Origin of the sequence: Paraburkholderia sp. OAS925 (assembly GCF_040543975.1) — a bacterium.
Classification (GTDB): Bacteria; Pseudomonadota; Gammaproteobacteria; order Burkholderiales; family Burkholderiaceae; genus Paraburkholderia; species Paraburkholderia graminis.
Window position 1 is genome coordinate 1,712,945 of record NZ_JBEUNO010000001.1, and the last position, 23,912, is coordinate 1,736,856.

The following is a 23,912-nucleotide window of genomic DNA, read 5'->3' on the forward strand; positions in this document are numbered from 1 at the left end:
GCAAAGGGTTTTTCAATCGCGCAATTTCACCGGCGCCATGCGTGGCATGAGCAGATGGATGATGCCGAGCGCGACCAGATAGGCCGATGCGCCAACCGCGAAGAGCGCCCAATACTGGCCGGTGCGCTGCAGCGTCTCGCCGATCACGCCCGAGTAGAAGAACGAGCCGACCATGCCCGCGACGCCGCCGATGCCGACCACCGTGCCCACCAGGCGGCGCGGGAACACATCACCTACCAGCGTGACGAGGTTCGCCGACCATCCCTGGTGCGCCGCGGCGGCCAGACCCACTGCGAAGACCGCGTACCAAAGGCTTTGGAAATGTGAGAGGGTGGCAATCGGCACGACGCACACCGCGCAGATTCCCATCGAGATCTTGCGCGCAAAGTTGGGCTTGTTATATCGCGCCATCAGGTGCGACGAGAGCCACCCGCCGGCCACGCTGCCGACCGACGCCATCGTGTAGATCGCGATCAGCGGCAAGCCCAGATTGCGGATGTCGATGTGCCTCGATTCATTGAGCCACTTGGGCAGCCAGAACAGATAAAACCACCACACGGGATCGGTCAGCAGCTTGCCGACGATAAAAGCCCACGTCTCCCGATACTTCAGCACGGAAAGCCAACTGACCGATTGTTCGACGGCTTCGTCGCGGTCCGAATTGATGTAATCGAGTTCGCTCTTCGACACCGACGGATGCTGCGCAGGCTGCCGGTACACGAACAGCCACACCGCGAGCCAGATGAAACCCGTGGCGCCGCCCGCGATGAAGGTCGCGCGCCAGCCCCACATTACCGCGGCGATCGGCACGAAAGCCGGCGCGACGATTCCGCCGATGGTGGCGCCCATGTTCCAGAGGCCCGTCGCCAACGCGCGCTCTTTCTTCGGAAACCACGTGGCCGTGGTGCGGATCGCGACCGGAAAGTTGGCCGCTTCGCCAAAACCGAGCAGACCTCGCACAGCCGCAAAGCCCGGTACGCTCGACGCCACCGCGTGCAGCATTGCGGCGAGACTCCACATTGCCATTGCGCTGCCGTACACGGCCTTCGTGCTGAAGCGGTCCGCGATCCGGCCAAAAATCGCGAGGCCGACCGCATAGGCGACAGTGAACACCATGACGGTCTGCGCATACTGAACCTGATTCCAGCCGATGTCCTTCTGCAGCAGCGGCGCGAGCAGGCCGAGCATCTGACGATCCATGTAGTTGATCGTCGTCGCAAAGAAGATCAGCGCGCAGATCGTCCATCTATAGCGGCCGACCGCGCTTTGCGCGCCGGCGGCTTGGGCTTCCATTATTTTCATTGTGTCTCCGGAGGTCTTGAGGATGGTTGCGCCGGCGCGCGGTCGGGAAAGCCGCATAACGCACGGTGCGAACGGTCCTTTAAAAGCGCGGGTTCTTGCCGCTAAAGGCCGGGTCGTACTTTCGCATCTGCGCCAGGTCGTCGCGATTGCGCACGCCGCACGACAGGTACTGCGCGTGCAACTCCGCGAGCCGCTCGCGGTCGAGTTCGACGCCAAGGCCCGGCGTGTCCGGTACGTGGACCGTGCCGTTATCGAACTTCACGCGGCCGCCCTTGATGACTTCTTCTTCCTGCCACGGATAGTGCGTATCGCACGCGTAGGTCAGGTTCGGGATGCTTGCGGCGACATGCGTCATCGCCATCAGGCTGATGCCGAGATGCGAGTTCGAGTGCATCGACATGCCGAGATCCCACAGCTTGCACATGCGCGCGAGCGTCTGTGTTGCGCGCAGCCCGCCCCAGTAGTGATGGTCCGACAGCAGCACCTTGACCGAGCCCATTTCGGCGCCGCGCCGGAAATCTTCCATGGTCGTGATCACCATGTTGGTCGCGAGCGGCAGGCGCGTGTGCCTGGCGAGTTCCGCCATGCCGGCGAGGCCGGGGCACGGATCTTCGTAATACTCGAGCAGGTCGTCGAGTTCAGGCGCGGCCGCGATGCTCGTTTCGAGCGTCCAGTTCGCATTCGGGTCGAGCCGCAGCGGCATGCCGGGGAACGCGTCGTGCAGCGCGCGCATGCATGCTATTTCGTGCTTCGGCTCGAATACGCCGCCCTTCAGCTTGATGCTCTGAAAACCGTACAGGCCGATCATGCGGCGCGCCTGCGCGACGATCTGCTCCGGGCTCAGGCCTTCGCCCCAGGCGTCGGGCGCATAGGGTTTATCGACGTGCTCCGCGTACTTGAAGAAGAGGTAGGCGCTGTACGGGACGGCATCGCGAACCTTGCCTCCCAGCAGATCCACGACCGGCGCGCCGACAATCTGCCCTTGCAGGTCGAGCATGGCGACTTCGAGCGCGCTGATTACTTTTGGCGCGTTTTTCGCCGAATGGGAGCCGGGCGCCAGTTCGAACTCAACCGCGCCGGGACTCGCCTTGATCGCGCCTCGCACGCGTTCTTCCAGGCGGTTCAGGTCGAACGGCGAGAGGCCAGTCACGAGCGCCCTGGCCTCTTCGAGCACGCGCAGCATGGGCTCGTCGCCGTAAGTTTCGGAGATGCCGACGCGGCCGTCGCTCGTTTCCAGTTCCAGAATGGCGCGCAACGCCCAAGGTTCGTGAATCCCGGCGGCGTTCAGCAGCGGGCCGTCGCGAAAGGCGATCGGAGTGATTCGAACCTGCGTGATGGTGATGTCGCGAGTCATGGCGTGAAGGTCTTCAATGAAGAAAGCGAACAAGGTGACGCGATGGTAAAGCACTAATGTATTAGTGCGTCAGTAGGGTAACTACTCAGGCGCGGCCGGCGCGGCAACGCGCCGAGGCCTTACTGGAAGGGGCGGGCGTCGGCTATAGTACTAATGTCTTAGCCAGTGTCCTTTGCCGGCTGCGCCCGCTTTCCCGCTTTTAGCGCTTCGGTTTGCCATGAAAAACAACGCCAGCTCTTCCGTGGTGACCCGGCTCGACCGGTCCCGCCATGCCGCGCCGCAAGTATTCGAACGACTGCGCGAAATGATCCTTTCACTCGAACTGACACCGGGCACGGTGCTCTCGCGCGCTGAGCTCGCAAACCGCTATGGTTTGAGCCAGACGCCGGTGCGCGACGCGCTGATGAAGCTCGGTGAAGAAGGCCTCGTCGACATCTTTCCCCAGCACGCGACCGTCGTCAGTCAGATCAACGTGAGCTCCGCGTTGCAGGCGCATTTCCTGCGCCGTTCGATAGAACTGGAAGTGGTGCGGACCCTCGCCGAGCAGCACGATGCCGCGCTTATCGCGGCGTTGCGCGCCACCATCGCGAGGCAAACCGAACTACTGGACCTGAACAACTACGAGCGGTTCGCGTTATTCGACCAGACGTTTCATCGTCAGATGTACGAGGCCGCGGGCGTGCCGCAGTTGTGGGACCTGGTGCGCAGGCTGAGCGGCCATATCGACCGGTTGCGTCGTTTGCATTTGCCCGTCGAGGGCAAGACGATGGCGGTGGTGCAGGAGCACACAGAAATTGTCGATGCTATCGAACGCGGCGACGCGACCGCGGCGCAGGCGGCGCTGCGCGGGCATCTGTCGGGAACCCTGCATCAGATCGAGCAGATTCGCACCAGTCATCCGGACTTTCTGACCGACGATTGAAACGCGGCACAGTGTGTCTGTGTGAAGGCTCGCGAGCGGGCAGCCTTGCTGGAACTGCTGCGCTGGCCGCAGTGCGCGCAGTTTTTCGATGTCTGCGCGGAACGCCTCGGCCGTAGGTGGAGCTACATCAGCACGATATCGTACTGCTCCTGACTCAGATTCGACTCCACCTGCAACGACACCGGCTTGCCGATAAAGTCGATCAGCATCGCCAGATGCTGCGACTCTTCCTCGAGGAAAAGATCGATCACCTGCTGCGACGCCACCACGCGAAACTCGCGCGGATTGAACTGCCGCGACTCGCGCAAAATCTCGCGCAGCACGTCGTAGCAGACCGTGCGCGGCGTCTTCACCTGGCCCTTGCCCTGGCAAACGGGGCAGGGTTCGCACAGCACATGCGCGAGCGACTCGCGTGTGCGCTTGCGCGTCATCTCAACGAGCCCAAGTTGCGAAAAACCGTTCACGGTCACGCGCGTACGGTCGCGCGACAACGCTCGCTTCAGCTCGCTCAGCACCTGGTCGCGATGCTCGACGTTTTCCATGTCGATGAAGTCGATGATGATCACGCCGCCCAGATTGCGCAGCCGCAATTGGCGCGCAATGGTATGCGCCGCTTCGAGGTTGGTCTTGAAGATCGTGTCGTCGAAATTGCGCGCGCCGACGTAGCCGCCCGTATTCACGTCGATGGTGGTCATCGCCTCGGTCTGGTCGATCACCAGGTAGCCGCCCGACTTCAGGTCGACACGGCGCGATAGCGCGCGCTGAATTTCCGCCTCGATGTTGTACAGATCGAAGAGCGGCCGCTCGCCCGTGTAGTGGTGCAGTTTCGAGGACACGGCAGGCGTGAATTCGGCAGCGAAATCGGCCAGCATCTGATACGTCTCGCGCGAATCGACCTGGATGCGCGACGTCTCGTCGTTGACGAAATCGCGCAGCACGCGTTGCGCGAGATTCAGATCCTGATAGAGCAAACTGGTCGGCGGCATGCGCTGACCTTGCGACAGAATCGTCGCCCACGTCTTGCGCAGATACGCGACGTCCGCGGCAAGCTCTTCGCTCGTCGCATCTTCGGCAATGGTGCGAACGATGTAGCCGCCTTTCTCATCGGCGGGCAGCACGGCGGTCAGACGCGCGCGCACCGCTTCGCGCTCGGCTTCGCTCTCGATCTTTTGCGAAATGCCGATATGCGGTTCCTGCGGCAGATACACGAGCGTGCGGCCGGCAATGCTCACTTGCGTGGAAAGCCGCGCGCCCTTCGTGCCGATCGGGTCCTTCACCACCTGGACCATCAGCGTCTGACCTTCGAACACGATCTTTTCGATCGGCTGGTGCGGCGTTTGATGTTGCGGCTCACCGGCAATGCGCGGATGCCATATATCCGCGACATGCAAAAACGCGGCACGTTCGAGACCGATGTCGATAAACGCCGATTGCATACCCGGCAACACGCGCACGACCTTGCCGAGATAGACGTTGCCGACGCGGCCCCGCGACAGCGTTCGTTCGACGTGAAGTTCCTGGACGGCGCCTTGCTGGACGAGCGCGACGCGCGTTTCCTGCGGCGTGACATTAATCAGGATTTCTTCATTCATGGTGTTGTTCTAGAAGTCGATGCGCGCTGCACGCAGAAGGGCAGCGGTTTCAAAAAGCGGCAAACCCATGATACCTGAATAGGACCCGTCGATATGCTCGATAAACTCCGCGGCGCGCCCTTGCACGCCATAGGCGCCCGCCTTGCCGAGCGGTTCGCCGCTCGCCACGTAGCGGCGAATCGCGTCCGCGTGCAGCGCAGCAAAGCGCACCTTCGACACGGACAGCGCGGCCGGCAACAACTCACCCTGTGCATCGACGACGGCAACCGCGGTCAGCACTTCGTGATCGCGGCCCGCGAGGCGCGTGAGCATCGCGGCGGCGTCGTCGGCGTCGAGCGGTTTGCCGAGAATCGCGTCGTCGATGGTGACCGTTGTATCCGCAAACCAGAATCGGTCGCGCGGCATGAGCGCCGGCTACGAGACGCGCATGCGCGGCGCGCGCTTTAGCCACGCACACGCGCTGCACATAGTCGCGCGCACGCTCACCTGGCAGTTCGGCTTCGAGCGCTTCGGCATCTTCGTCGGGGCGCGGCAGCAGCAACTCGAAGCGCACGCCGATCTGTTGCAACAACTCCTGACGGCGCGGACTCTGCGACGCGAGATAGACGAAAGGATGCAGCGAGGCAGCGGACGTTGGCATAACGAGTCTCGTTGGAACGGATTAGCGGTAGCGCGATGATGTCGGGCGCGAAGTGCGGACAGGCGTTATCGCGCTGCGCTCGCGTGCAAAGGCGCGGGGACGGACGCCATTGAAGCAATGCGTCGCGTGCGCCGAGTGGTGATGCAATACGATGCGGCGCGGGACGTGGCGCGTCACCGTCCGCGTCTGCTCACACGCGATGATAGGGGTGATTTTGCGTGATGGTCCACGCGCGGTAAAGCTGTTCGGCGAGCAGCACGCGCACCATCGCGTGAGGCAGCGTGAGGCTCGACACGCGCAGCAGCAGGTCGGCGCGCGCCTTCAGTTCGGGGTCGAGTCCGTCAGCGCCGCCGATCAGAAACGCGACGTCGCGGCCGTCCTGCTGCCAGCCGGGCAGGGCGCCCGCAAGCTGCATGGTGGTCCAGTCCTTGCCGCGTTCGTCGAGCGCGACAATGCGCGCGTTCTTCGGCAGCGCGGCTTCGATCTTCACGCGCTCGGCGGCCATCACGCTTTCGGCCGAGCGCGCGGACGAACGCTGCTCCGGCTTGATCTCGCGCAGTTCGATGCGCAGCTCGGGCGGCATGCGTTTCGCGTATTCGTCGAAGCCCGTCGCGATCCAGTCCGGCATCTTGTGGCCGACGGCGAGAATGTGCAGTTTCATCGAGCTTTAGAGCGCTGCTCGCGGACGTCTACAGTGAACGGATCGAAGAGAACCGGGCAAAGCCCGCTCACTTGCGTCGCGTGGCGGTCTTGCGCGCGGGCTTTTTGACGGCCGGCGCTTCGTCGTCCTCGTCTTCTTCGTCGGGCTCGCTCGAACGCGCGCCGCCGAACGGATCAGGCGTCGACAGCTTCAGACGCACCGGCTTGTCGCCCCAGATTTCCTCGAGGTTGTAGTACTGGCGCAGCGCCGGTTGCAGGATGTGGACGATCGCGTCGCCGCAATCCACCAGCACCCATTCGCCGATGTCCTCGCCCTCGGTGCTGATGATGTCGCCGCCGGCTTCCTTCACGCCTTCGCGCACGCTCGAGGCGAGCGCCTTGGTTTGCCGGTTCGAGGTGCCACTCGCGACGATCACGCGATCGAACAGCGCGGTCAGGTGGCTGGTGTTGAACACCTTGATGTCTTGCGCCTTGACGTCTTCGAGAGCGTCGACGATCACGCGTTGCAGTTTGCGAATATCCATGAGGTTACCGGTGGTACAGATGATGTTGAAGAATGTAGTCCCACACCGCGGTGGGGACGTGGCTTGCGGCCTCGCCGTGCTGTTCGCCGCCTACATGGGCAAGCCGCTGGCTCACCTGTTCGCGCAGATGCGCGCGAATGTCGGTGGCCGAAACGTTGAACGCGAGCGTCGTGTCGATCAGCAAGTGGCCGCAAGGCGTGGCTTGCAGAACCTCGGCGCCGGCGCGGCGCGCGTCGATTTCCTGCGCGACGGCGGGCGGAATCGACGCGAGATCGAATCCGGGCCGCGTGGCCGCGCAGATGTGCGCGAAGTCGAACAGGCGCCGCCAGTCGCGCCATGTGTCGAGCTTCACCAGTTGATCCGCGCCGATCAGCAACGCAATGGACGTCTCGTTGCCTTCGCGTTCGCGCCAGTGTTGCAGCGTGTCGACGGTGTACGTCGGGCCTTCGTGCTCGATTTCGTCGGTGGCGACTCGCACCTCGACGCCGGGCAGCTTCAGTTCGCTTGCCGCCGCGCGCGTCATTGCAAGCCGATGCTCGGCGGGCGACACGTCCGCTTTCTGCCACGGCTGGCCGGCCGGCAGCAGCACGAGCTCGGTCAGGCGCAGCACGTGGGCGAAACGCCGCGCGAGCGCGAGGTGGCCGTCGTGGATCGGGTCGAAGGTGCCGCCGAGCAGACCGATCCGGCGAGGCAGCGCAACGGGATGAGCGTTCGGCTTCAGGTAAAGATCCTTTGTCGTGACGTGGCGGGCAGTGCGGGCTTCCGGAATTGCGGGGCGCTCACAGCACTCAAACCCACTCGCGCGGCACGAGAAAATCGCTATAAAGGCGCGCTTCCGGCGTGCCCGGCTCGGGCTGCCAGTTGTAGCGCCAGTTCACCACAGGCGGCATCGACATCAGAATCGATTCGGTGCGTCCGCCGCTCTGCAGCCCAAACAGTGTGCCACGGTCGAAGACCAGATTGAACTCGACGTAGCGTCCGCGCCGGTAAGCCTGGAAATCGCGCTCGGCCTGGCCGTACGGAATGTTGCGGCGCTTTTCGATGATCGGCAGGTAGGCTTTGAGGAATCCCTCACCCACGCTTCTCATCATCGCGAACGATTGATCGAAGCCCGGCGCCGAGTAATCGTCGAAAAAAATCCCGCCGATGCCGCGCGGCTCGTTCCTGTGCTTGAGGAAGAAATACTCGTCGCACCAGCGCTTGAAACTCGGATAGAGGTCGGCGCCATAAGGCTCGAGCGCATCGCGGCACACGCGATGAAAATGCCGCGCGTCGTCTTCGTAACCGTAGTACGGCGTCAGGTCCATGCCGCCGCCGAACCAGAACACCGGCTCTTCGCCGGGCTTGGTCGCGATCAGCAGGCGCACGTTCATATGCACGGTCGGGCAGTGCGGATTGTGCGGGTGCAGCACGAGCGACACGCCCATTGCCTCGAAGCCGCGCCCGGCCAGTTGCGGACGCGCCGCGCTCGCGGAGCCCGGCAACGCGTCGCCCGCGACGTCCGAAAAGCCGATGCCCGCGCGCTCGAAGAAGTCGCCGCCTTCGAGAATCCGCGTGCAGCCGCCGCCGCGCAGTTTTTCGCCGGGCGTGCGCTGCCATGCGTCGGTGGCGAAGGGCTTGCCGTCGAAGGCGCCCAGGGTGTCCGCAATCTGCGTTTGCAGGCCTTGCAGCCAGGTGCGCACGGCTTGTGCGTCGTAGCTCGAATCGGTCATCAATGCAGGTGCTGAAGGCGGCACGCCGGTGCCGCGGGTTCGTCGTGAAGCGCCGCGCTGGGTGGGGCGGAGGTTGCCGCAAAGGTGCGGCCGTTCAGTGCGGATTGCCGCCGCGCGGCAACGAGCCGCCGCCAACCCGCAGTGTAGCGCCGTTGGCGCGGCACACGGGCAGGGCGGCATGGCGGACTGGCGCTTCAGTGCTTGCCTTCGGTCCTGGCGTCGTGCTTGCGGTTCAATGCGCGATAGCCGATGTCGCGCCGGTACTGCATGCCGTCGAACGAAATCTGGTTGATCGTTTCGTACGCGACCGACTGCGCGCTGCGCACGGAATCGGCCAGACCCACCACGCACAGCACACGGCCGCCCGACGTGACCAGCTTGCCGTCCGCGTAAGTCGTGCCCGCATGGAAGGTGACCGAATCCGCCGTTTCGGCCGGAATGTCGTTGATGCGGTCGCCCTTGCGCGGCGTGTCCGGATAGTTGTACGCGGCGAGCACCACGCCGAGCGCGGTGCGGCGGTCCCACTCCAGTTCGACCGTATCGAGCGTGCCGGCAATCGCCTGCTCGACCACCTTCGAATAGTCGCCCTTCAGACGCGCCATGATCGGCTGCGTTTCCGGGTCGCCCATGCGGCAGTTGAACTCGAGCGTCTTCGGATTGCCTTGCGCGTCGATCATCAGACCGGCGTACAGGAAACCCGTGTAGCGGATGCCTTCCTTCTCCATGCCGCGCACTGTCGGCAGGATGATTTCGCGCATCACGCGCGCGTGCAGTTGCGGCGTGACGATAGGCGCGGGCGAGTACGCGCCCATGCCGCCGGTGTTCGGGCCCTGATCGCCGTCGAGCAAACGCTTGTGGTCCTGGCTCGACGCGAGCGGCAGCACATGCTTGCCGTCGACCATCACGATGAAGCTCGCTTCCTCGCCCGCCAGAAACTCTTCGATCACGACGCGCGCGCCGGCGTCGCCGAGCTTGTTGTCCGACAGCATCATGTCGACGGCGGCGTGCGCTTCTTCCAGCGTCTGCGCGACGACCACGCCCTTGCCGGCAGCCAGGCCATCGGCCTTGATGACGATCGGCGCGCCCTTCGCATCGAGATACGCGTGCGCGGCGGCGACATCGGCGAACGTTTCGTACTCGGCCGTCGGAATCGCGTGGCGTTTCATGAACGCCTTCGCAAAGTCTTTCGAGCTTTCGAGCTGCGCCGCTTCCTTCGTCGGTCCGAAAATCTTCAGACCGCGCGAGCGGAACAGATTGACGATGCCCGCGGCGAGCGGCGCTTCCGGCCCGACCAGCGTGAAGGCGATCTGTTCCTTCTCGACGAAATCGGCGAGCGCAGCCGGCTCGGTGATGTCGACGTTGCGCAGGCGCTCGTCCTGGGCGGTGCCGCCGTTGCCAGGAGCCACGTAGACGAGCTGGACCCGCGGCGATTGCGCGAGCTTCCATGCGAGCGCATGTTCGCGACCGCCGGAACCGACGACGAGTAACTTCATGTGAATCCCCGAGACTTAAAAACCAAAAACGGCGGCCGCCCTGTGCGGCGGCGAGCCGTGCAATAACAGTGAGTTCCGCCATGTTCGCAGCCGGTTGTGGCGGCGCAACGCATGGCGAACCCGGACGAGGGCAGCGCGACAGGACGCCTCAGCGCCGTCCCGGCCAGGCCCGTTCAGCAGCAACGTTGAAACCGGCCGGCGGCATGCGCACAAAGGCGGCTTGCCCGGCCAGCGGCTTCATTCGTCGGCGATCGCGGCGTTTGTATAGACTTCCTGCACGTCGTCCAGATTTTCCAGCGCGTCGAGCAGCTTCTGCATTTTCACGGCGTCGTCGCCGGTGAACTCGACTTCCGTCTGAGGTTTCATCGTGACCTCGGCCACTTCGGCCTTGAAGCCCGCGGCTTCGAGCGCGGTCTTCACCTTCGGGAAATCGTTCGGCGGGCAGAGCACTTCGATGCTGCCGTCCTCGTTCGTCACCACGTCGTCGGCGCCGGCTTCGAGCGCCGCTTCCATCAGCTTGTCTTCGGGCGTGCCGGGCGCAAACAGGAACTGGCCGACGTGGTCGAACATGAACGACACCGAGCCGTCAGTGCCCATGTTGCCGCCGTTCTTCGAGAACGCGTGACGCACTTCCGCGACCGTGCGCGTGCGGTTGTCGGTCATGGTGTCGACGATCACCGCCGCACCGCCGATGCCGTAGCCTTCGTAGCGGATTTCTTCGTAGTTCGCACCGTCGACGCCGCCCACGCCGCGCTGGATCGCGCGGTTGACGTTGTCTTTCGGCATGTTGGCGTCGTACGCCTTTTCGACGGCGAGCCGCAGACGCGGATTCGAGTCGATGTCGCCGCCGCCCATGCGCGCCGCGACCTGAATTTCCTTGATGAGCCGCGTCCAGACCTTGCCGCGCTTGGCATCGGCCGCTGCTTTCTTATGCTTGATGTTGGCCCATTTCGAATGACCCGCCATACCTTTCTCCGTCGCGCGCGCCAGCGGGGCGCGCAGTGTGCAATTGTCGTTGCGATTTTTCAGGCGCTCGTCAAGGCGCCTCGATGTCAAATTCGTGCCGGCCGTTCTGCCCGGCTGCGCGCCGCCGGTCCTGGCTGATTGCCTGCGCTGCATGGCGCACCGAAATGCCCGCCGCGCCTCGCGCTGCGCGCGAGGCCGCGCTTCGAGTGGATTCGAATTTTATCACGCCGCGGGGGTGCGGCAGCGGCCGCCGTCGCCCGGGATGGCCCGACATTGCAGGAAAAGTATGCGTGCGCGGCGCGAACCAGGCGCCGCGCACCGGCTTTTTCGACAACGTTCAGTTCTTCGTGCCGAACAGCCGGTCGCCCGCGTCGCCCAAGCCCGGCACGATGTACGCGTGCTCGTTCAGATGCGAATCGAGCGACGCGACGAAGAGCTTCACGTCCGGATGCGCGTCCTGGAACACCTGCACGCCCTCGGGCGCGGCGACGAGCGCGAGGAACAGGATGTTCTCGCCGGCCACGTTGCGGCGCTTGAGCACGTCGACCGCATGCACGGCGGAGTAGCCGGTCGCGACCATCGGATCGCACAGAATGAACACGCGGTCTTCGAGATCGGGCAGACGCACCAGATATTCGACCGGCCGATGGTCCTCGGCCCGATACACGCCGATGTGGCCCACACGCGCCGACGGCACCAGTTCGAGCAAACCGTCCGACATGCCGATGCCCGCGCGCAGCACCGGCACGATCGCGAGCTTCTTGCCGGCGATCACCGGCGCGTCGATCTCGACGAGCGGCGTGTTCAGGCGGCGCGTGGTCATCGGTAGATTGCGGGTGATTTCGTAGCCCATCAAAAGCGTGATCTCGCGCAGCAGCTCGCGGAACGTGCGCGTGGACGTGTCCCGGTCGCGCATGTGCGACAGCTTGTGCTGGATCAGCGGGTGATCGAGGATGAAAAGATTGGGGAAACGGCTGTCCTGAGTCATGGCGGGGGCACACGCGGCGGGTAAGAGATCGATTCGAGGCCGATTCGGAGATCGGTTCGGCGCTTCGCCCGGCCGGCAAACACAACTTGCGACGACCGGCGAACGCGCCACGGCGCAAGTTTACCGAAAGAGTGCCACCCGAAGATACCGAAGATTGCAGCGGGCCGGCGCAGCCTGGCACCGATTCTTCTAGAATCGGGGGAAACTTTGCAACCATCGGCAAGACGCCAGCGAGGAGAACGCACACATGGACATGGGAATCGCAGGACGCACGGCGCTGGTTTGCGCGGCGAGCAAGGGCCTGGGGCGCGGCTGCGCGGAAGCGCTCGCCGCCGAAGGCGTCAACCTGACGATCGTCGCGCGCACCGCCGAGACGCTCGAGGCGACGGCCGACGAGATTCGCCGGCAAAGCGGCGTGCAGGTGAACACGGTCGCGTGCGACATCACCACGCCCGAGGGCCGGGCCGCGGCGCTCGCCGCCTGTCCGCAGCCCGACATTCTCGTCAACAATGCGGGCGGCCCGCCGCCGGGCGACTTCCGCAACTTCACGCACGACGACTGGATTCGCGCGCTCGAAAGCAACATGTTGACGCCGATCGAACTGATCCGCGCGACCATCGACTCGATGAGCGCGCGCGGCTTCGGGCGCATCGTCAACATCACGAGTTCGGCGGTGAAGGCGCCTATCGACGTGCTGGGCCTCTCAAACGGCGCGCGTTCGGGCCTGACCGGTTTCGTCGCGGGCCTCGCGCGCAAGATGGCGCCGACCGGCGTCACGATCAACAACCTGCTGCCGGGCATGTTCGACACGGATCGCATCGCCGTCACGATGGCGGCGACCGCAAAATCGCAAAACATTTCCGTCGATCAGGCGCGCGAGCAGCGCATGAAAGCGATTCCCGCGGGCCGCTTCGGCACGCGCGACGAGTTCGGCCGCGCCTGCGCGTTTCTGTGCAGCGTGCATGCGGGCTACATCACGGGACAGAACTGGCTGATCGACGGCGGCGCGTATCCGGGCACTTTCTAGGCGCGTGCAGTCGTCTTCTTCGCAGCGCCTGCCCGACAAGCAGCCCAGCAGTCAGCAATTCAAGCAGCATCACAACAACGACAATCACAACGGTTTCAGGAGTCTTACGACATGACCACCCGCATTGCGCTGATCGCGCACGATCACAAGAAGGACGACATCGTCGCGCTGGCCGGCGAATACGTCGACACGCTGCGGCGCTGCGACATCATCGCGACCGGCACGACGGGCGGACGCATCAGCGACGCGCATGGGCTGCAGGTCGAGCGCATGCTGTCGGGCCCGCACGGCGGCGACTTGCAGATCGGTGCGCAACTCGCGGAAGGGCGCGTGGACATGGTGATCTTTCTGCGCGATCCGATGACGCCGCAACCGCACGAGCCGGACATCAACGCGCTCGTGCGGGCGTGCGACGTGCACAACATTCCGTGCGCGACGAACATTTCGACGGCGCGCATGGTGCTCGACGCGCTCACGCTGCGTATCACGCAGCAGGTTTGACGCCGCACGCGCGCGGCTGATCGGCAAACACTCATTGGCAACATTCAACGGCAACATAAATAGCCGGCATTCCATCAAGGAGACGTGAATGGTCAAGGCAATCCGATTCGATCAAACCGGCGGTCCCGAGGTCATGAAATGGGTCGACGTCGAAGTGGGCGACCCCGGCCCCGGCGAGATTCGCATTCGTCAAACGGCGGTCGGGCTCAACTATATCGACGTGTACTTCCGCACCGGCCTGTATCCGCTGCCGTTGCCGGGCGGCCTCGGCATGGAAGCCGCCGGCGAAGTGATCGCGCTCGGCTCGGGCGTGAGCGATCTGAAAACGGGCGACCGCGTCGCCTACGTGGCGAGGCCGCCCGGCGCATATGCGCAGGAGCGCGTGCTGCCGGCGGCGCAGGTCATCAAACTGCCGGATGCGGTCAGCGACGAACAGGCCGCCTCGGTGATGCTGCAAGGTCTCACCGCGCAATATCTGCTGCGGCGCACGTATCGGGTGAAGGCCGGCGACACGATCCTGATCCAGGCCGCGGCGGGCGGCGTCGGGCTCCTGGTGTGCCAGTGGGCGAAGGCGCTCGGCGCGACGGTGATCGGCACCGTCGGCTCGGACGAGAAAGCGGAGATCGCGAGAGCGCACGGCTGTGACCATGCGATTGTCTATACGCGCGAAAACTTCACGAAGCGCGTGCGCGAGATCACCAACGGCGCGGGCGTGCCGGTGGTGTACGACTCCATCGGTAAAGATACGTTTGCCGGCTCGCTCGATTGCCTCGCGCCGCTCGGCATGTTCGTGAGCTTCGGCAATGCGTCGGGGCCGTTGCCGCCGATCGACTCGTCGGAATTCGCCGGACGTGGCTCGCTGTTCTTCACGCGCCCGACGTTGTTCACGTATATGGGCAAACGCAGCGACTACGAAGCGATGGCCGCCGAACTCTTTGACGTGCTGGTCTCCGGCAAGGTGAAGACGAACATCAACCAGCGCTACGCGCTTGCCGACGTCGGTCAGGCGCATGCGGACCTCGAGGCGCGCAAGACCACGGGTTCGACGATACTGCTGCCGTAGTTTTAGTTTTCCCGAAGTTTCGCGTTTCACAGGAAGGGCCGCTCCATCTCGCGATGGAGCGGCCCTTTGCATTGCGAGTCTCTCCGTTTACGCGATTTTTATACGGCCTGTACAAGCTTTGATCGGGCCTTTACGCGCGCGCGCCTATCGTTGCGGCTATCCAAAGTCCGTCAATGGAGAACAACAATGGATGTGCTGTACGTCGGAGCCATCGCGCTCTTTGCCGCGCTGACCTTTGCATTGATCGCCGGTTGCGAGAAGCTGCTGCTCTCCCGCAGACAGGGAGCGCGCTCATGAACTGGATGCTGTGGATGTCGGGTGCGGCGACCGCGCTGCTGTTCGCGTACCTGGTCTATGCGCTGTTGCGCGCGGAGGACATCGAATGAATTCGAACAATGTCCTGCAAGCCGGGCTCTTTATCGTCGTGCTGCTCGCTGCGGCCGTGCCGCTGTCGCGCTATCTCTGCGGCGTGATGGACGGGAGTTCGCGCGTGCTGCGCGTCGGCGGACCAATCGAGCGCCTGTTGTATCGCGCGGCCGGCGTCGATCCGTCGAGCGAAATGAGCTGGAAGCACTACGCGGTCGCCGTGATCGCGTTCAACGTGCTGGGCGTCGTGTTTCTGTATGCGCTGTTGCGCGTGCAGGGCTGGCTGCCCGGCAATCCGCAGCAGCTTGGCGCGATGACCGTCGACGGTGCGTTCAATACGGCGGTCAGTTTCGTGACCAACACGAACTGGCAGGACTACACGCCGGAGCAGACAGTCGGTTATCTCACGCAGATGCTCGGCCTGACCGTGCAGAACTTTTTGTCGGCGGCAACCGGCATCGTCGTCGTGATCGCGCTGATTCGCGGCTTCGCGCGCCATACCGCGCAAACCATCGGCAACTTCTGGGTCGACCTGACGCGCGTGACGCTTTACGTGCTGCTGCCGATGTCGGTCGTGTTTGCAGCGCTGCTGATGAGCCAGGGCGTGATCCAGAACTTCAAGAGTTACGAAGACATTCCCACGTTGCAGGCGACGACTTACGCCGCGCCGAAACTCGATGCACAAGGCAATCCGTTGAAGGATGCCAAGGGCAATGCGCTGACCGTCGACACGCCGGTTAAAACGCAGACCATCGCGATGGGCCCGGTTGCGTCGCAGGAAGCGATCAAGATGATCGGCACGAATGGCGGCGGTTTCTTCAACGGCAATTCGGCGCATCCGTATGAGAACCCGACGCCGTTATCGAACTTCCTGCAAATATTCGCCATCCTGATCATTCCATCGGCGCTCGCTTTGGTGTTCGGCCGCATGATCGCGGATCGCAAGCAGGGCGTCGCGGTGCTGGCCGCGATGACGATTGCATTCGGCGTCTGCGTGTTCGGCGAAATCGGCGCCGAACAGAGCGGCAATCCGGCGTTTGCCGCGTTGCACGTCGATCAGTCGGCGAACGCGATGCAGTCGGGCGGCAACGCGGAAGGCAAGGAAACGCGCTTCGGCATCGCGCAATCCGGCATCTTCACGATTGCGACGACGGCGGCTTCGTGCGGCGCAGTCGCGAATACGCACGACTCGTTGACGCCGATCGGCGGCCTCTATCCGCTGCTGTTGATGCAGCTTGGCGAGGTCATCTTCGGCGGGGTCGGCTCGGGTCTGTACGGCATGCTCGTGTTCGCGCTGCTCGCGGTGTTCGTCGCGGGTTTGATGATCGGCCGCACGCCCGAGTATGTCGGCAAGAAGATCGAAGCGTATGAGATGAAGATGGTCTCCATCGTCGTGCTGCTGACGCCGTTGCTCGTGCTGGTGGGCACGTCGATCGCGGTGCTGAGCGAAGCGGGCAAGGCCGGTATCGCCAATCCGGGCCCGCATGGCTTCTCCGAAATCCTCTACGCGTTCAGTTCGGCGGCGAACAACAACGGCAGCGCGTTCGCGGGCCTCACGGTGGGCACGCCGTTCTACAACTGGCTGACCGCCATCGCGATGTGGTTCGGCCGCTTCGGCACGATCGTTCCCGTGCTCGCGATTGCCGGCTCGCTCGCCGCAAAGAAGCGCATCGGCGTGACGGGCGGCACGCTGCCGACGCATGGACCGCTCTTCGTCGTGCTGCTGCTCGGCACGGTGCTGCTGGTCGGCGCGCTGACGTACGTGCCCGCGCTTGCGCTCGGGCCCGGCGTCGAACATCTGATGATGATGGGCGCGCATTGACGCGGCCATGAGTCAACGCGACATTCGAGGATTCAATGACTGAACACAATGCAACGATGTCCATGTTCGACCCGGCGCTGCTGCGCCCGGCGATCGCGGATTCATTCAGGAAGCTCACGCCGCGCACGCAATTCCGCAACCCGGTGATGTTCTGCGTGTACGTGGGCAGTATTCTGACGACGGTTCTCTGGATCGCCGCGCTCGCCGGCCAGGCCGAGGCGCCCGCGGGTTTCATTCTCGCGGTCACGCTGTGGCTGTGGTTCACGGTGCTGTTCGCGAACTTCGCCGAAGCCCTCGCGGAAGGCCGCTCGAAAGCGCAGGCCGCGTCGCTTCGCAGCGCGAAGAAAGACGTGATGGCGAAAAAGCTCAACGAGCCGCATCCGAAGTCGCCGATCCGCATTGTCACGGCCTCGGACTTGCGCCGTGGCGACGTGGTGCTGATCGAAACCGGCGACGTGATTCCCGCCGACGGCGAAGTGGTCGACGGCGTCGCTTCGGTCGACGAATCGGCGATTACGGGCGAATCCGCGCCCGTGATTCGCGAGTCGGGCGGCGACTTTTCGTCGGTGACGGGCGGCACGCGCGTGCTGTCCGACTGGATCGTCGTGCGCGTCACGGCGAATCCCGGCGAGGCGTTTCTCGACCGCATGATCGCGATGGTCGAAGGCGCGAAGCGTCAGAAGACGCCGAACGAAATCGCGCTGACCATCCTGCTGGTCGCGCTGACGATCGTGATGCTGCTCGCGACCGCGACGCTGTTGCCGTTCTCGATCTTCTCCGTGGAAGCCGCGCATCTGCCCAATTCGGCGGGCCACGTGGTGACGATTACCGCATTGGTCGCGCTGCTCGTGTGCCTGATTCCGACCACCATCGGCGGATTGTTGTCGGCCATCGGCGTGGCCGGCATGAGCCGCATGATGCAGGCGAACGTGATCGCGACCTCGGGCCGCGCGGTCGAAGCGGCCGGCGACGTCGACGTGCTGCTGCTCGACAAGACCGGCACGATCACGCTCGGCAACCGTCAGGCGTCGCTCTTTATTCCTGCGCCGGGTTTGACCGAAGAAGCGCTCGCGGACGCGGCGCAGCTTTCGTCGCTGGCCGACGAAACGCCTGAAGGCCGCAGCATCGTCGTGCTGGCGAAGCAGCGCTTCAATATCCGGCAGCGCGATATGGCCTCGCTGCACGCGGAGTTTCTCGCGTTCACCGCGCAAACACGGATGAGCGGCGTCGATCTTGCACCAAAAGGCACGTCTGCCGATGCGTCTCGCCGCGAGATTCGCAAGGGCGCCGCGGACGCGGTCAAGCATTACGTCGAAGCCAACGGCGGCCGTTTTCCGAACGAAGTGAGTCAGGCGGTGGCCGAAGTCGCGCGGCGCGGCAGCACGCCGCTTGTCGTCGCGGAGAAAGGCGAGCAGGGCGCGCGCGTGCTCGGTGTGATCGAGCTGAAGGACGTGGTGAAAGGCGGCATCAAGGAGCGCTTTGCCGAGCTGCGCAAAATGGGCATCAAGACCGTGATGGTGACGGGCGACAACCGGCTGACGGCTGCGGCGATTGCGGCGGAAGCCGGCGTCGACGATTTCCTCGCGGAAGCCACGCCCGAGGCGAAGCTCGCGACGATTCGCGCGCATCAGGCGGAAGGCCGGCTCGTCGCGATGACTGGCGACGGCACCAACGACGCCCCCGCGCTCGCGCAGGCCGACGTCGCCGTCGCGATGAACACCGGCACGCAGGCCGCGAAAGAAGCGGGCAACATGGTCGACCTCGATTCGAATCCGACCAAGCTGATCGAGATCGTCGAGATCGGCAAGCAGATGCTGATGACGCGCGGCTCGCTCACCACGTTCTCGATTGCCAACGATCTCGCGAAGTACTTCGCGATCATTCCGGCCGCGTTCGCGACCACCTACCCGGCGCTCAATGCGCTGAACGTCATGCATCTCGCGACACCCGCGTCCGCGATCATGTCGGCGGTGATTTTCAATGCGCTGATCATCGTGCTGCTGATTCCGCTCGCGTTAAAGGGCGTGCGCTATCGCGCGCTCGGCGCGGCCGTTCTGTTGCGACGCAATCTGCTCGTGTACGGACTCGGCGGAATCGTGGTGCCGTTCATCGGCATCAAGTTGATCGATATGGTGCTGGCCGCATTCGGCTGGGTTTGAAGCGGCTTGTCTTGAAGGAGTGATCGTCATGAAGAATTCGTTGCGTCCGTTGCTCGTTATTTTTGCGGTGCTGAGCGCCGTGACCGGTCTCGCTTATCCGGCGGTGATGACCGCAGTGGGTCAAACGCTCTTTCGCGACCAGGCGAACGGCAGTCTGATCGAGCGCGACGGCAAGGTCGTCGGCTCGAAGCTGATCGGTCAGCAGTTCGACGCGCCGCAGTACTTCTGGGGACGTCTGTCGGCGACGAGCCCGATGCCGTATAACGCGCAGGCTTCGGGCGGCTCGAATCTCGGGCCGACGAATCCGGCGTTGCTCGATGAAGTCAAAGGCCGCATCGACGCGTTGAAGGCAGCGGGCACCGACATGTCGGCACCCGTGCCGGTCGATCTTGTGACATCGTCGGGAAGCGGACTCGATCCTGAGATCAGCCCGGCGGCTGCCGCGTATCAGATCGGACGCGTCGCGAAAGCGCGCGGACTTGCGCCGAACGAAGTAGAGGCGCTGGTCGACCGTTATACGAGCGGGCGGCAATTGGGCATGCTCGGCGAGCGGCGCGTGAACGTGCTGCAATTGAATCTTGCGCTGGATGAGATGAAGCGCGGCTGAGCGCGTCGTTGACGCACAATGCCGGCGGTTGCACGCGGCGTCGCCCAAGCCCATTCGCATCTGATTTGCGGCCGGGCCGCCGCCGTGCCACCATTGCACGCACCGCCGCGCGCCCACCATCAAAACATCAAAGCATTCACGCATGAACCGCCCCGATCCTGACGAACTGCTCGACAAGCTGCAGCGCGACGAACAAAAGCGTCAGCGCGGCAAGCTGAAGATTTTCTTCGGCGCATCGGCGGGCGTCGGCAAGACGTATGCGATGTTGCAGGCGGCGCGTCGCCGTCGCGACGAAGGTGCGGACGTGGTGGTCGGCATCGCCGAAACGCATGGGCGTGGCGAAACGGCGGCGCTGCTCGAAGGTCTCGACGTGCTGCCGCTCGCGCACATCGAATATCGCGGTCGCAAGCTCGGCGAGTTCGACCTCGACGCGGCGCTGGCGCGCAAGCCGCAACTGATACTCGTCGACGAACTCGCGCATTCGAATGTGCAAGGCGCGCGGCATCTGAAGCGCTGGCAAGACGTGTATGAACTGCTCGACGCCGGCATTGATGTGTACACGACCGTCAACGTTCAGCACCTCGAGAGCCTTAACGACGTGGTGGGGCAGATCACCGGCATTCGCGTGTGGGAGACGGTGCCCGACCGCGTGTTCGATCGCGCCGACGAAGTCACGCTGGTCGATCTGCCCGCCGAAGAGCTGCTCGACCGCATGCGCGACGGCAAGGTGTATCTCGCGCAGCAGGCCGAGCGCGCGGTGCGCAACTTCTTTCGCAAAGGCAATCTGATCGCGCTGCGCGAGCTTGCGTTGCGCCGTACGGCCGATCGCGTCGACGCGCAAATGCGTGAATATCGCGCGGACCGTTCGATCGAGCGAATCTGGCAGGCGCGTGAGCGCTTGCTGGTGTGCGTCGGCCCCGGTCCCGAAGCGCCGATGCTGGTGCGCGCGGCGGCGCGTCTTGCCGCGAGCCTCAAGGCCGACTGGATCGCCGTCTATGTCGAAACGCCCGCGCTGCAGCGTTTGCCCGACGCGCGCCGCGAACGCACGCTCAACGCATTGAAGCTCGCCGCGGAACTCGGCGCGGAAACCGCGACGCTCGCCGGCGCTGACGCGGTGGCCGCGCTGACCGGTTATGCGCAGGCGCGCAATGTGTCGAAGCTGGTGGCGGGCGCATCGGCACGCACCGGCATCCGGCGCTGGCTGCGCCGGCCGCTTGGCGAGCGTCTCGCCGAACACGGCGGTCATGCGGACGTCACGCTGATCCGCGCTTCGTCCGATAGCGGCGGCGACCACGAGCGCCGCCTGCTGAGTACGACGGCCAACGCATGGCGCGACGCGTTGAGCGCCGCGCGCGAGCGCCGCTCGCCGCCGCGTGCGTACGGTTGGGCGCTCGCGATATGCGCGGGCATCACCGCGGTGGCGAGCCAACTGAACGAGCGCATCGATCTGACGAACCTCGTCATGCTGTATCTGCTCGGCGTGATCTTCGCGGCGGTGAAACTCGGACGCGGGCCCGGCGTGCTGCTGTCGTTCATGAGCGTCGCCGCGTTCGACTTTTTCTTCGTGCCGCCGCGCCTGTCGTTGTCGGTGTCGGACACGCAATATCTGCTGACGTTCTTCGGCATGTTGCTGACTTCGCTCGTGATCAGCCATCTCACGTCGAGCTTGCGGCGCGAAGCGCGGATCGCGCGGCGTCGCGAGCAGCGCACCGGCGCGATGTATGCGATGGCGCGCGAACTCGCGGCGGCGCTGACCACCGAGCAGATCGTCGGCATCGGCAGCCGTCACGTGAGCGAAGTGTTCGGCGCGCGCGTCGCGATCCTGTTGCCGGACAGCGCGGACCGCGTGAAGCAGAAGATCGAAGACCCCGACGCGGCCATCACGCTCGAAGGCGAACTGCTCGATACCGATGTCGGCCAGTGGGTCTACGATCACGAGAAGCCGGCCGGTCACGGCACCGACACGCTGCCGGCGGCCGCCGCGCTGTATCTGCCGCTGAAGGCGCCGATGCGCACGCGCGGCGTGCTCGCGGCCGTGCTGCGCGACGAGCGCGAGCTGAACGCGCCCGAGCAGCAGCGCATGCTCGACGCGTTCGCCGCGCAAATCGCGCTCGCGCTCGAGCGCGTGCATTACGTGGACATCGCACGCGACGCGCTCGTCAATATGGAATCCGAACGTTTGCGAAACTCGTTGCTGTCCGCGATTTCGCACGATTTGCGTACGCCGCTCACGACCATCGTCGGCTTTTCGTCGATGCTGGCGCAATCGCGCGAACACGCGGCCGACGCGCGGCGCGACGACGAGCTCGTGGACGCGATCCATGAAGAAGCACTGCGCATGACCGGCATCGTGACCAATCTGCTCGACATGGCGCGCCTGCAGGCGGGCAGTCTGCAATTGAACCGGCAATGGACGCTGCTCGAGGAAACCGTGGGCGCCGCGCTGCGTGCGTGCAAGCGCGTGCTGAGCGGGCATCCGGTGCGGGTCGAACTCGCCGCGGATTTGCCGCTGCTGCAGCTCGACGCCGTGCTGATGGAGCGGCTCTTCTCGAACCTCTTCGAGAACGCGGCGAAATACACGTCGACGGGCACGCCGTTGACGATCGGCGCGCAGCGTTTCGACGCGGACGGCAAGTCGTTCGTGCGCGTGACCATCGACGATAATGGGCCGGGTTTGCCCGCCGGCATGGAGACTCGCGTGTTTGAGAAGTTCACGCGCGGCGAGAAGGAATCGGCGAAGCCGGGCATCGGGCTCGGTCTCGCGATTTGCCGCGCGATTGTCGAAGCGCATGGCGGCAGCATTGGGGCGGTGAATCGCATGTCGGCAGCAACGGACGAGGCGGCTAGAAGCCGCGTCGAAGGCGCGCGTTTCTGGTTTACGCTGCCGGTTGAAACGCCGCCGGACGTGCCCGATCTGCCCGAAGCCGCCGACGCGCCAGATGCGCCCGACGCACTGCAAGACCAATCCGCCGAAGACCAATCCGCCGACAACATGAACCCGAACCCGCTTGCCAAACCGACCCATGAGTGACCCGAGCATCACCGTCGTTCTGATCGAAGACGAAAAGCAGATCCGCCGTTTCGTGCGGACCGCGCTCGAAGACGAGGGCATCGTCGTGCATGACGCCGAGACCGGCAAGCAGGGTCTCGTGGAGGCCGCGACGCGCAAGCCCGACCTCGTGATCGTCGATCTCGGCCTGCCCGACACCGACGGCTTGGACGTGATCCGCGAATTGCGCGGCTGGAGCGAACTGCCGGTGATCGTGCTGTCGGCGCGCACGCAGGAAAGCGAGAAAGTCGCGGCGCTCGATGCCGGCGCCGACGATTACCTGACCAAGCCGTTCGGCGTCTCGGAACTGCTCGCGCGGATTCGCGCGCACCTTCGGCGGCGCAATCAGGGCGGCGCGAACGAATCGCCGCAGGTGCGCTTCGGCGCGGTGAGCGTCGACCTCGCGTTGCGCCAGGTCACGCGCGACGGCGCGGCGGTCCATCTGACGCCGATCGAATACCGGCTGCTCGCGACGCTGGTGCGCCACGCCGGCCGCGTGCTGACGCACCGGCAACTGTTGCGCGACGTGTGGGGGCCGTCGCACGTGGAGAGCTATCACTATCTGCGCATTTACATGGCGCATCTGCGCGGCAAGCTCGAGCGCGATCCGGCGCAGCCCGAGCATATCGTCACGGAGACGGGCGTCGGCTATCGGCTGGTCGGCGTCCTGTGAGCAGGCGGCGACTTGCGGCCGCGCAGCAAGATGGTGCAGGCGTCGTTATAATTACGGACCGTAAGGACGACCTTACGCCATTTACAAACGGGGACGGCCCCATCTGATCATGGAGCTGTTTCATGTCCTGGATTCTTCTGTTCATCGCCGGTCTGCTCGAAGTCGCCTGGGCGGCCGGTCTCAAGAGTTCCGACGGTTTCACCCGGCTGTGGCCTTCTGTCTTCACCATCGTCACGGCGCTCGGCAGCTTTATCCTGCTTGCGATGGCGATGCGGCAGTTGCCGCTCGGCACCGCCTACGCGGTCTGGACCGGCATCGGCGCCGTCGGCGCCTTCGTTTTCGGCATCGTGATGATGGGTGAAGCGCTCACGGCCGCGCGCGTGGCGAGCGCGGCGCTGATCGTCGTCGGGCTGATCGGGCTCAAGCTCTCGTCCGGGCATTAAGCGCGCTGCATCAGAACGCGCATCGGCATACTCACGCGCCGGCCGCCAC

General features: G+C 64.5%; 22 protein-coding genes and 1 pseudogene. 12 read left to right on the forward strand and 11 right to left on the reverse strand.

Annotation, left to right across the window (positions count from 1 at the left end):
• Positions 1–12: 12 nt before the first annotated feature.
• Together ABIE53_RS07485 and ABIE53_RS07490 are read right to left on the reverse strand one after the other, a co-directional pair.
• Positions 13–1,302 carry an MFS transporter gene (locus ABIE53_RS07485; RefSeq protein WP_006048260.1) on the reverse strand — a complete coding sequence of 430 codons (1,290 nt, stop codon included), beginning with the start codon at positions 1,300–1,302 and terminating at the stop codon, positions 13–15.
• A gap of 79 nt (positions 1,303–1,381) precedes the next feature.
• Complete coding sequence (locus ABIE53_RS07490) at positions 1,382–2,656, reverse strand: glucarate dehydratase family protein (protein WP_107710307.1); 1,275 nt, start codon at positions 2,654–2,656, stop codon at positions 1,382–1,384.
• A gap of 217 nt (positions 2,657–2,873) precedes the next feature.
• Here ABIE53_RS07490 and ABIE53_RS07495 point away from each other — a divergent pair, with 217 nt between their 5' ends.
• Positions 2,874–3,578 carry a GntR family transcriptional regulator gene (locus ABIE53_RS07495; protein WP_006048258.1) on the forward strand — a complete coding sequence of 235 codons (705 nt, stop codon included), beginning with the start codon at positions 2,874–2,876 and terminating at the stop codon, positions 3,576–3,578.
• A 122-nt stretch (positions 3,579–3,700) separates the two neighbouring features.
• Here ABIE53_RS07495 and rng read toward each other — a convergent pair whose 3' ends face one another.
• The 9 genes and pseudogenes from rng to upp all read right to left on the reverse strand — a co-directional run bounded on the left by rng (position 3,701) and on the right by upp (position 12,153).
• Positions 3,701–5,170, reverse strand: coding sequence for a ribonuclease G (gene rng, locus ABIE53_RS07500; RefSeq protein ID WP_029969842.1), 1,470 nt, complete (start codon positions 5,168–5,170; stop codon positions 3,701–3,703).
• Between the two features lie 9 nt (positions 5,171–5,179).
• A pseudogene (locus ABIE53_RS07505) lies at positions 5,180–5,810 on the reverse strand (Maf family protein).
• A gap of 190 nt (positions 5,811–6,000) precedes the next feature.
• Positions 6,001–6,471, reverse strand: a complete 471-nt coding sequence (gene rlmH, locus ABIE53_RS07510; RefSeq protein ID WP_006048255.1) for a 23S rRNA (pseudouridine(1915)-N(3))-methyltransferase RlmH — start codon at positions 6,469–6,471, stop codon at positions 6,001–6,003.
• 67 nt (positions 6,472–6,538) lie between these two features.
• On the reverse strand, positions 6,539–6,994 hold the full coding sequence (gene rsfS, locus ABIE53_RS07515; protein WP_006048254.1) for a ribosome silencing factor: 456 nt from the start codon (positions 6,992–6,994) through the stop codon (positions 6,539–6,541).
• A gap of 4 nt (positions 6,995–6,998) precedes the next feature.
• Complete coding sequence (locus ABIE53_RS07520) at positions 6,999–7,715, reverse strand: nicotinate-nucleotide adenylyltransferase (protein ID WP_107710161.1); 717 nt, start codon at positions 7,713–7,715, stop codon at positions 6,999–7,001.
• 67 nt (positions 7,716–7,782) lie between these two features.
• Positions 7,783–8,706, reverse strand: coding sequence for an oxygen-dependent coproporphyrinogen oxidase (hemF, locus tag ABIE53_RS07525; RefSeq protein ID WP_107710159.1), 924 nt, complete (start codon positions 8,704–8,706; stop codon positions 7,783–7,785).
• Between the two features lie 194 nt (positions 8,707–8,900).
• On the reverse strand, positions 8,901–10,199 hold the full coding sequence (gene purD, locus ABIE53_RS07530; protein WP_006048251.1) for a phosphoribosylamine--glycine ligase: 1,299 nt from the start codon (positions 10,197–10,199) through the stop codon (positions 8,901–8,903).
• Positions 10,200–10,436: 237 nt separating this feature from the next.
• Positions 10,437–11,165, reverse strand: coding sequence for a YebC/PmpR family DNA-binding transcriptional regulator (locus tag ABIE53_RS07535; protein ID WP_027776629.1), 729 nt, complete (start codon positions 11,163–11,165; stop codon positions 10,437–10,439).
• A 337-nt stretch (positions 11,166–11,502) separates the two neighbouring features.
• A complete protein-coding gene (gene upp / locus ABIE53_RS07540; RefSeq protein ID WP_006048249.1) occupies positions 11,503–12,153 on the reverse strand; it encodes a uracil phosphoribosyltransferase in 651 nt (216 codons plus the stop codon).
• 247 nt (positions 12,154–12,400) lie between these two features.
• Between upp and ABIE53_RS07545 the strand changes: the two genes are divergently transcribed.
• From ABIE53_RS07545 to sugE, 11 genes are all read left to right on the forward strand, one after another.
• Positions 12,401–13,180 carry an SDR family oxidoreductase gene (locus ABIE53_RS07545; RefSeq protein WP_006048248.1) on the forward strand — a complete coding sequence of 260 codons (780 nt, stop codon included), beginning with the start codon at positions 12,401–12,403 and terminating at the stop codon, positions 13,178–13,180.
• Between the two features lie 111 nt (positions 13,181–13,291).
• A complete protein-coding gene (locus ABIE53_RS07550; RefSeq protein WP_006048247.1) occupies positions 13,292–13,681 on the forward strand; it encodes a methylglyoxal synthase in 390 nt (129 codons plus the stop codon).
• An 88-nt stretch (positions 13,682–13,769) separates the two neighbouring features.
• On the forward strand, positions 13,770–14,744 hold the full coding sequence (locus tag ABIE53_RS07555) for a quinone oxidoreductase family protein (protein ID WP_029969831.1): 975 nt from the start codon (positions 13,770–13,772) through the stop codon (positions 14,742–14,744).
• 186 nt (positions 14,745–14,930) lie between these two features.
• Entirely contained in the window at positions 14,931–15,041 is a 111-nt protein-coding gene (locus ABIE53_RS07560; RefSeq protein ID WP_006048245.1) for a hypothetical protein, read from the forward strand.
• Complete coding sequence (kdpF, locus tag ABIE53_RS07565) at positions 15,038–15,130, forward strand: K(+)-transporting ATPase subunit F (RefSeq protein ID WP_006048244.1); 93 nt, start codon at positions 15,038–15,040, stop codon at positions 15,128–15,130. Before ABIE53_RS07560 ends, kdpF begins: the two co-directional genes overlap by 4 nt.
• Positions 15,127–16,932 (forward strand): potassium-transporting ATPase subunit KdpA, encoded by a 1,806-nt coding sequence (gene kdpA / locus ABIE53_RS07570; RefSeq protein ID WP_107710154.1) that lies wholly within the window; start codon positions 15,127–15,129, stop codon positions 16,930–16,932. Before kdpF ends, kdpA begins: the two co-directional genes overlap by 4 nt.
• Before the next feature lie 35 nt (positions 16,933–16,967).
• Positions 16,968–19,091 carry a potassium-transporting ATPase subunit KdpB gene (kdpB, locus tag ABIE53_RS07575; RefSeq protein ID WP_107710152.1) on the forward strand — a complete coding sequence of 708 codons (2,124 nt, stop codon included), beginning with the start codon at positions 16,968–16,970 and terminating at the stop codon, positions 19,089–19,091.
• Between the two features lie 28 nt (positions 19,092–19,119).
• Positions 19,120–19,698: a potassium-transporting ATPase subunit KdpC gene (kdpC, locus tag ABIE53_RS07580; RefSeq protein WP_107710150.1), complete on the forward strand. Its 579-nt coding sequence runs from the start codon at positions 19,120–19,122 to the stop codon at positions 19,696–19,698.
• Positions 19,699–19,840: 142 nt separating this feature from the next.
• Positions 19,841–22,729: a DUF4118 domain-containing protein gene (locus ABIE53_RS07585; protein WP_107710148.1), complete on the forward strand. Its 2,889-nt coding sequence runs from the start codon at positions 19,841–19,843 to the stop codon at positions 22,727–22,729.
• Positions 22,722–23,420: a two-component system response regulator KdpE gene (gene kdpE / locus ABIE53_RS07590; RefSeq protein WP_053857805.1), complete on the forward strand. Its 699-nt coding sequence runs from the start codon at positions 22,722–22,724 to the stop codon at positions 23,418–23,420. Before ABIE53_RS07585 ends, kdpE begins: the two co-directional genes overlap by 8 nt.
• 122 nt (positions 23,421–23,542) lie before the next feature.
• Positions 23,543–23,863 (forward strand): quaternary ammonium compound efflux SMR transporter SugE, encoded by a 321-nt coding sequence (sugE, locus tag ABIE53_RS07595; protein WP_006048237.1) that lies wholly within the window; start codon positions 23,543–23,545, stop codon positions 23,861–23,863.
• The last annotated feature ends 49 nt before the right edge of the window (positions 23,864–23,912 follow it).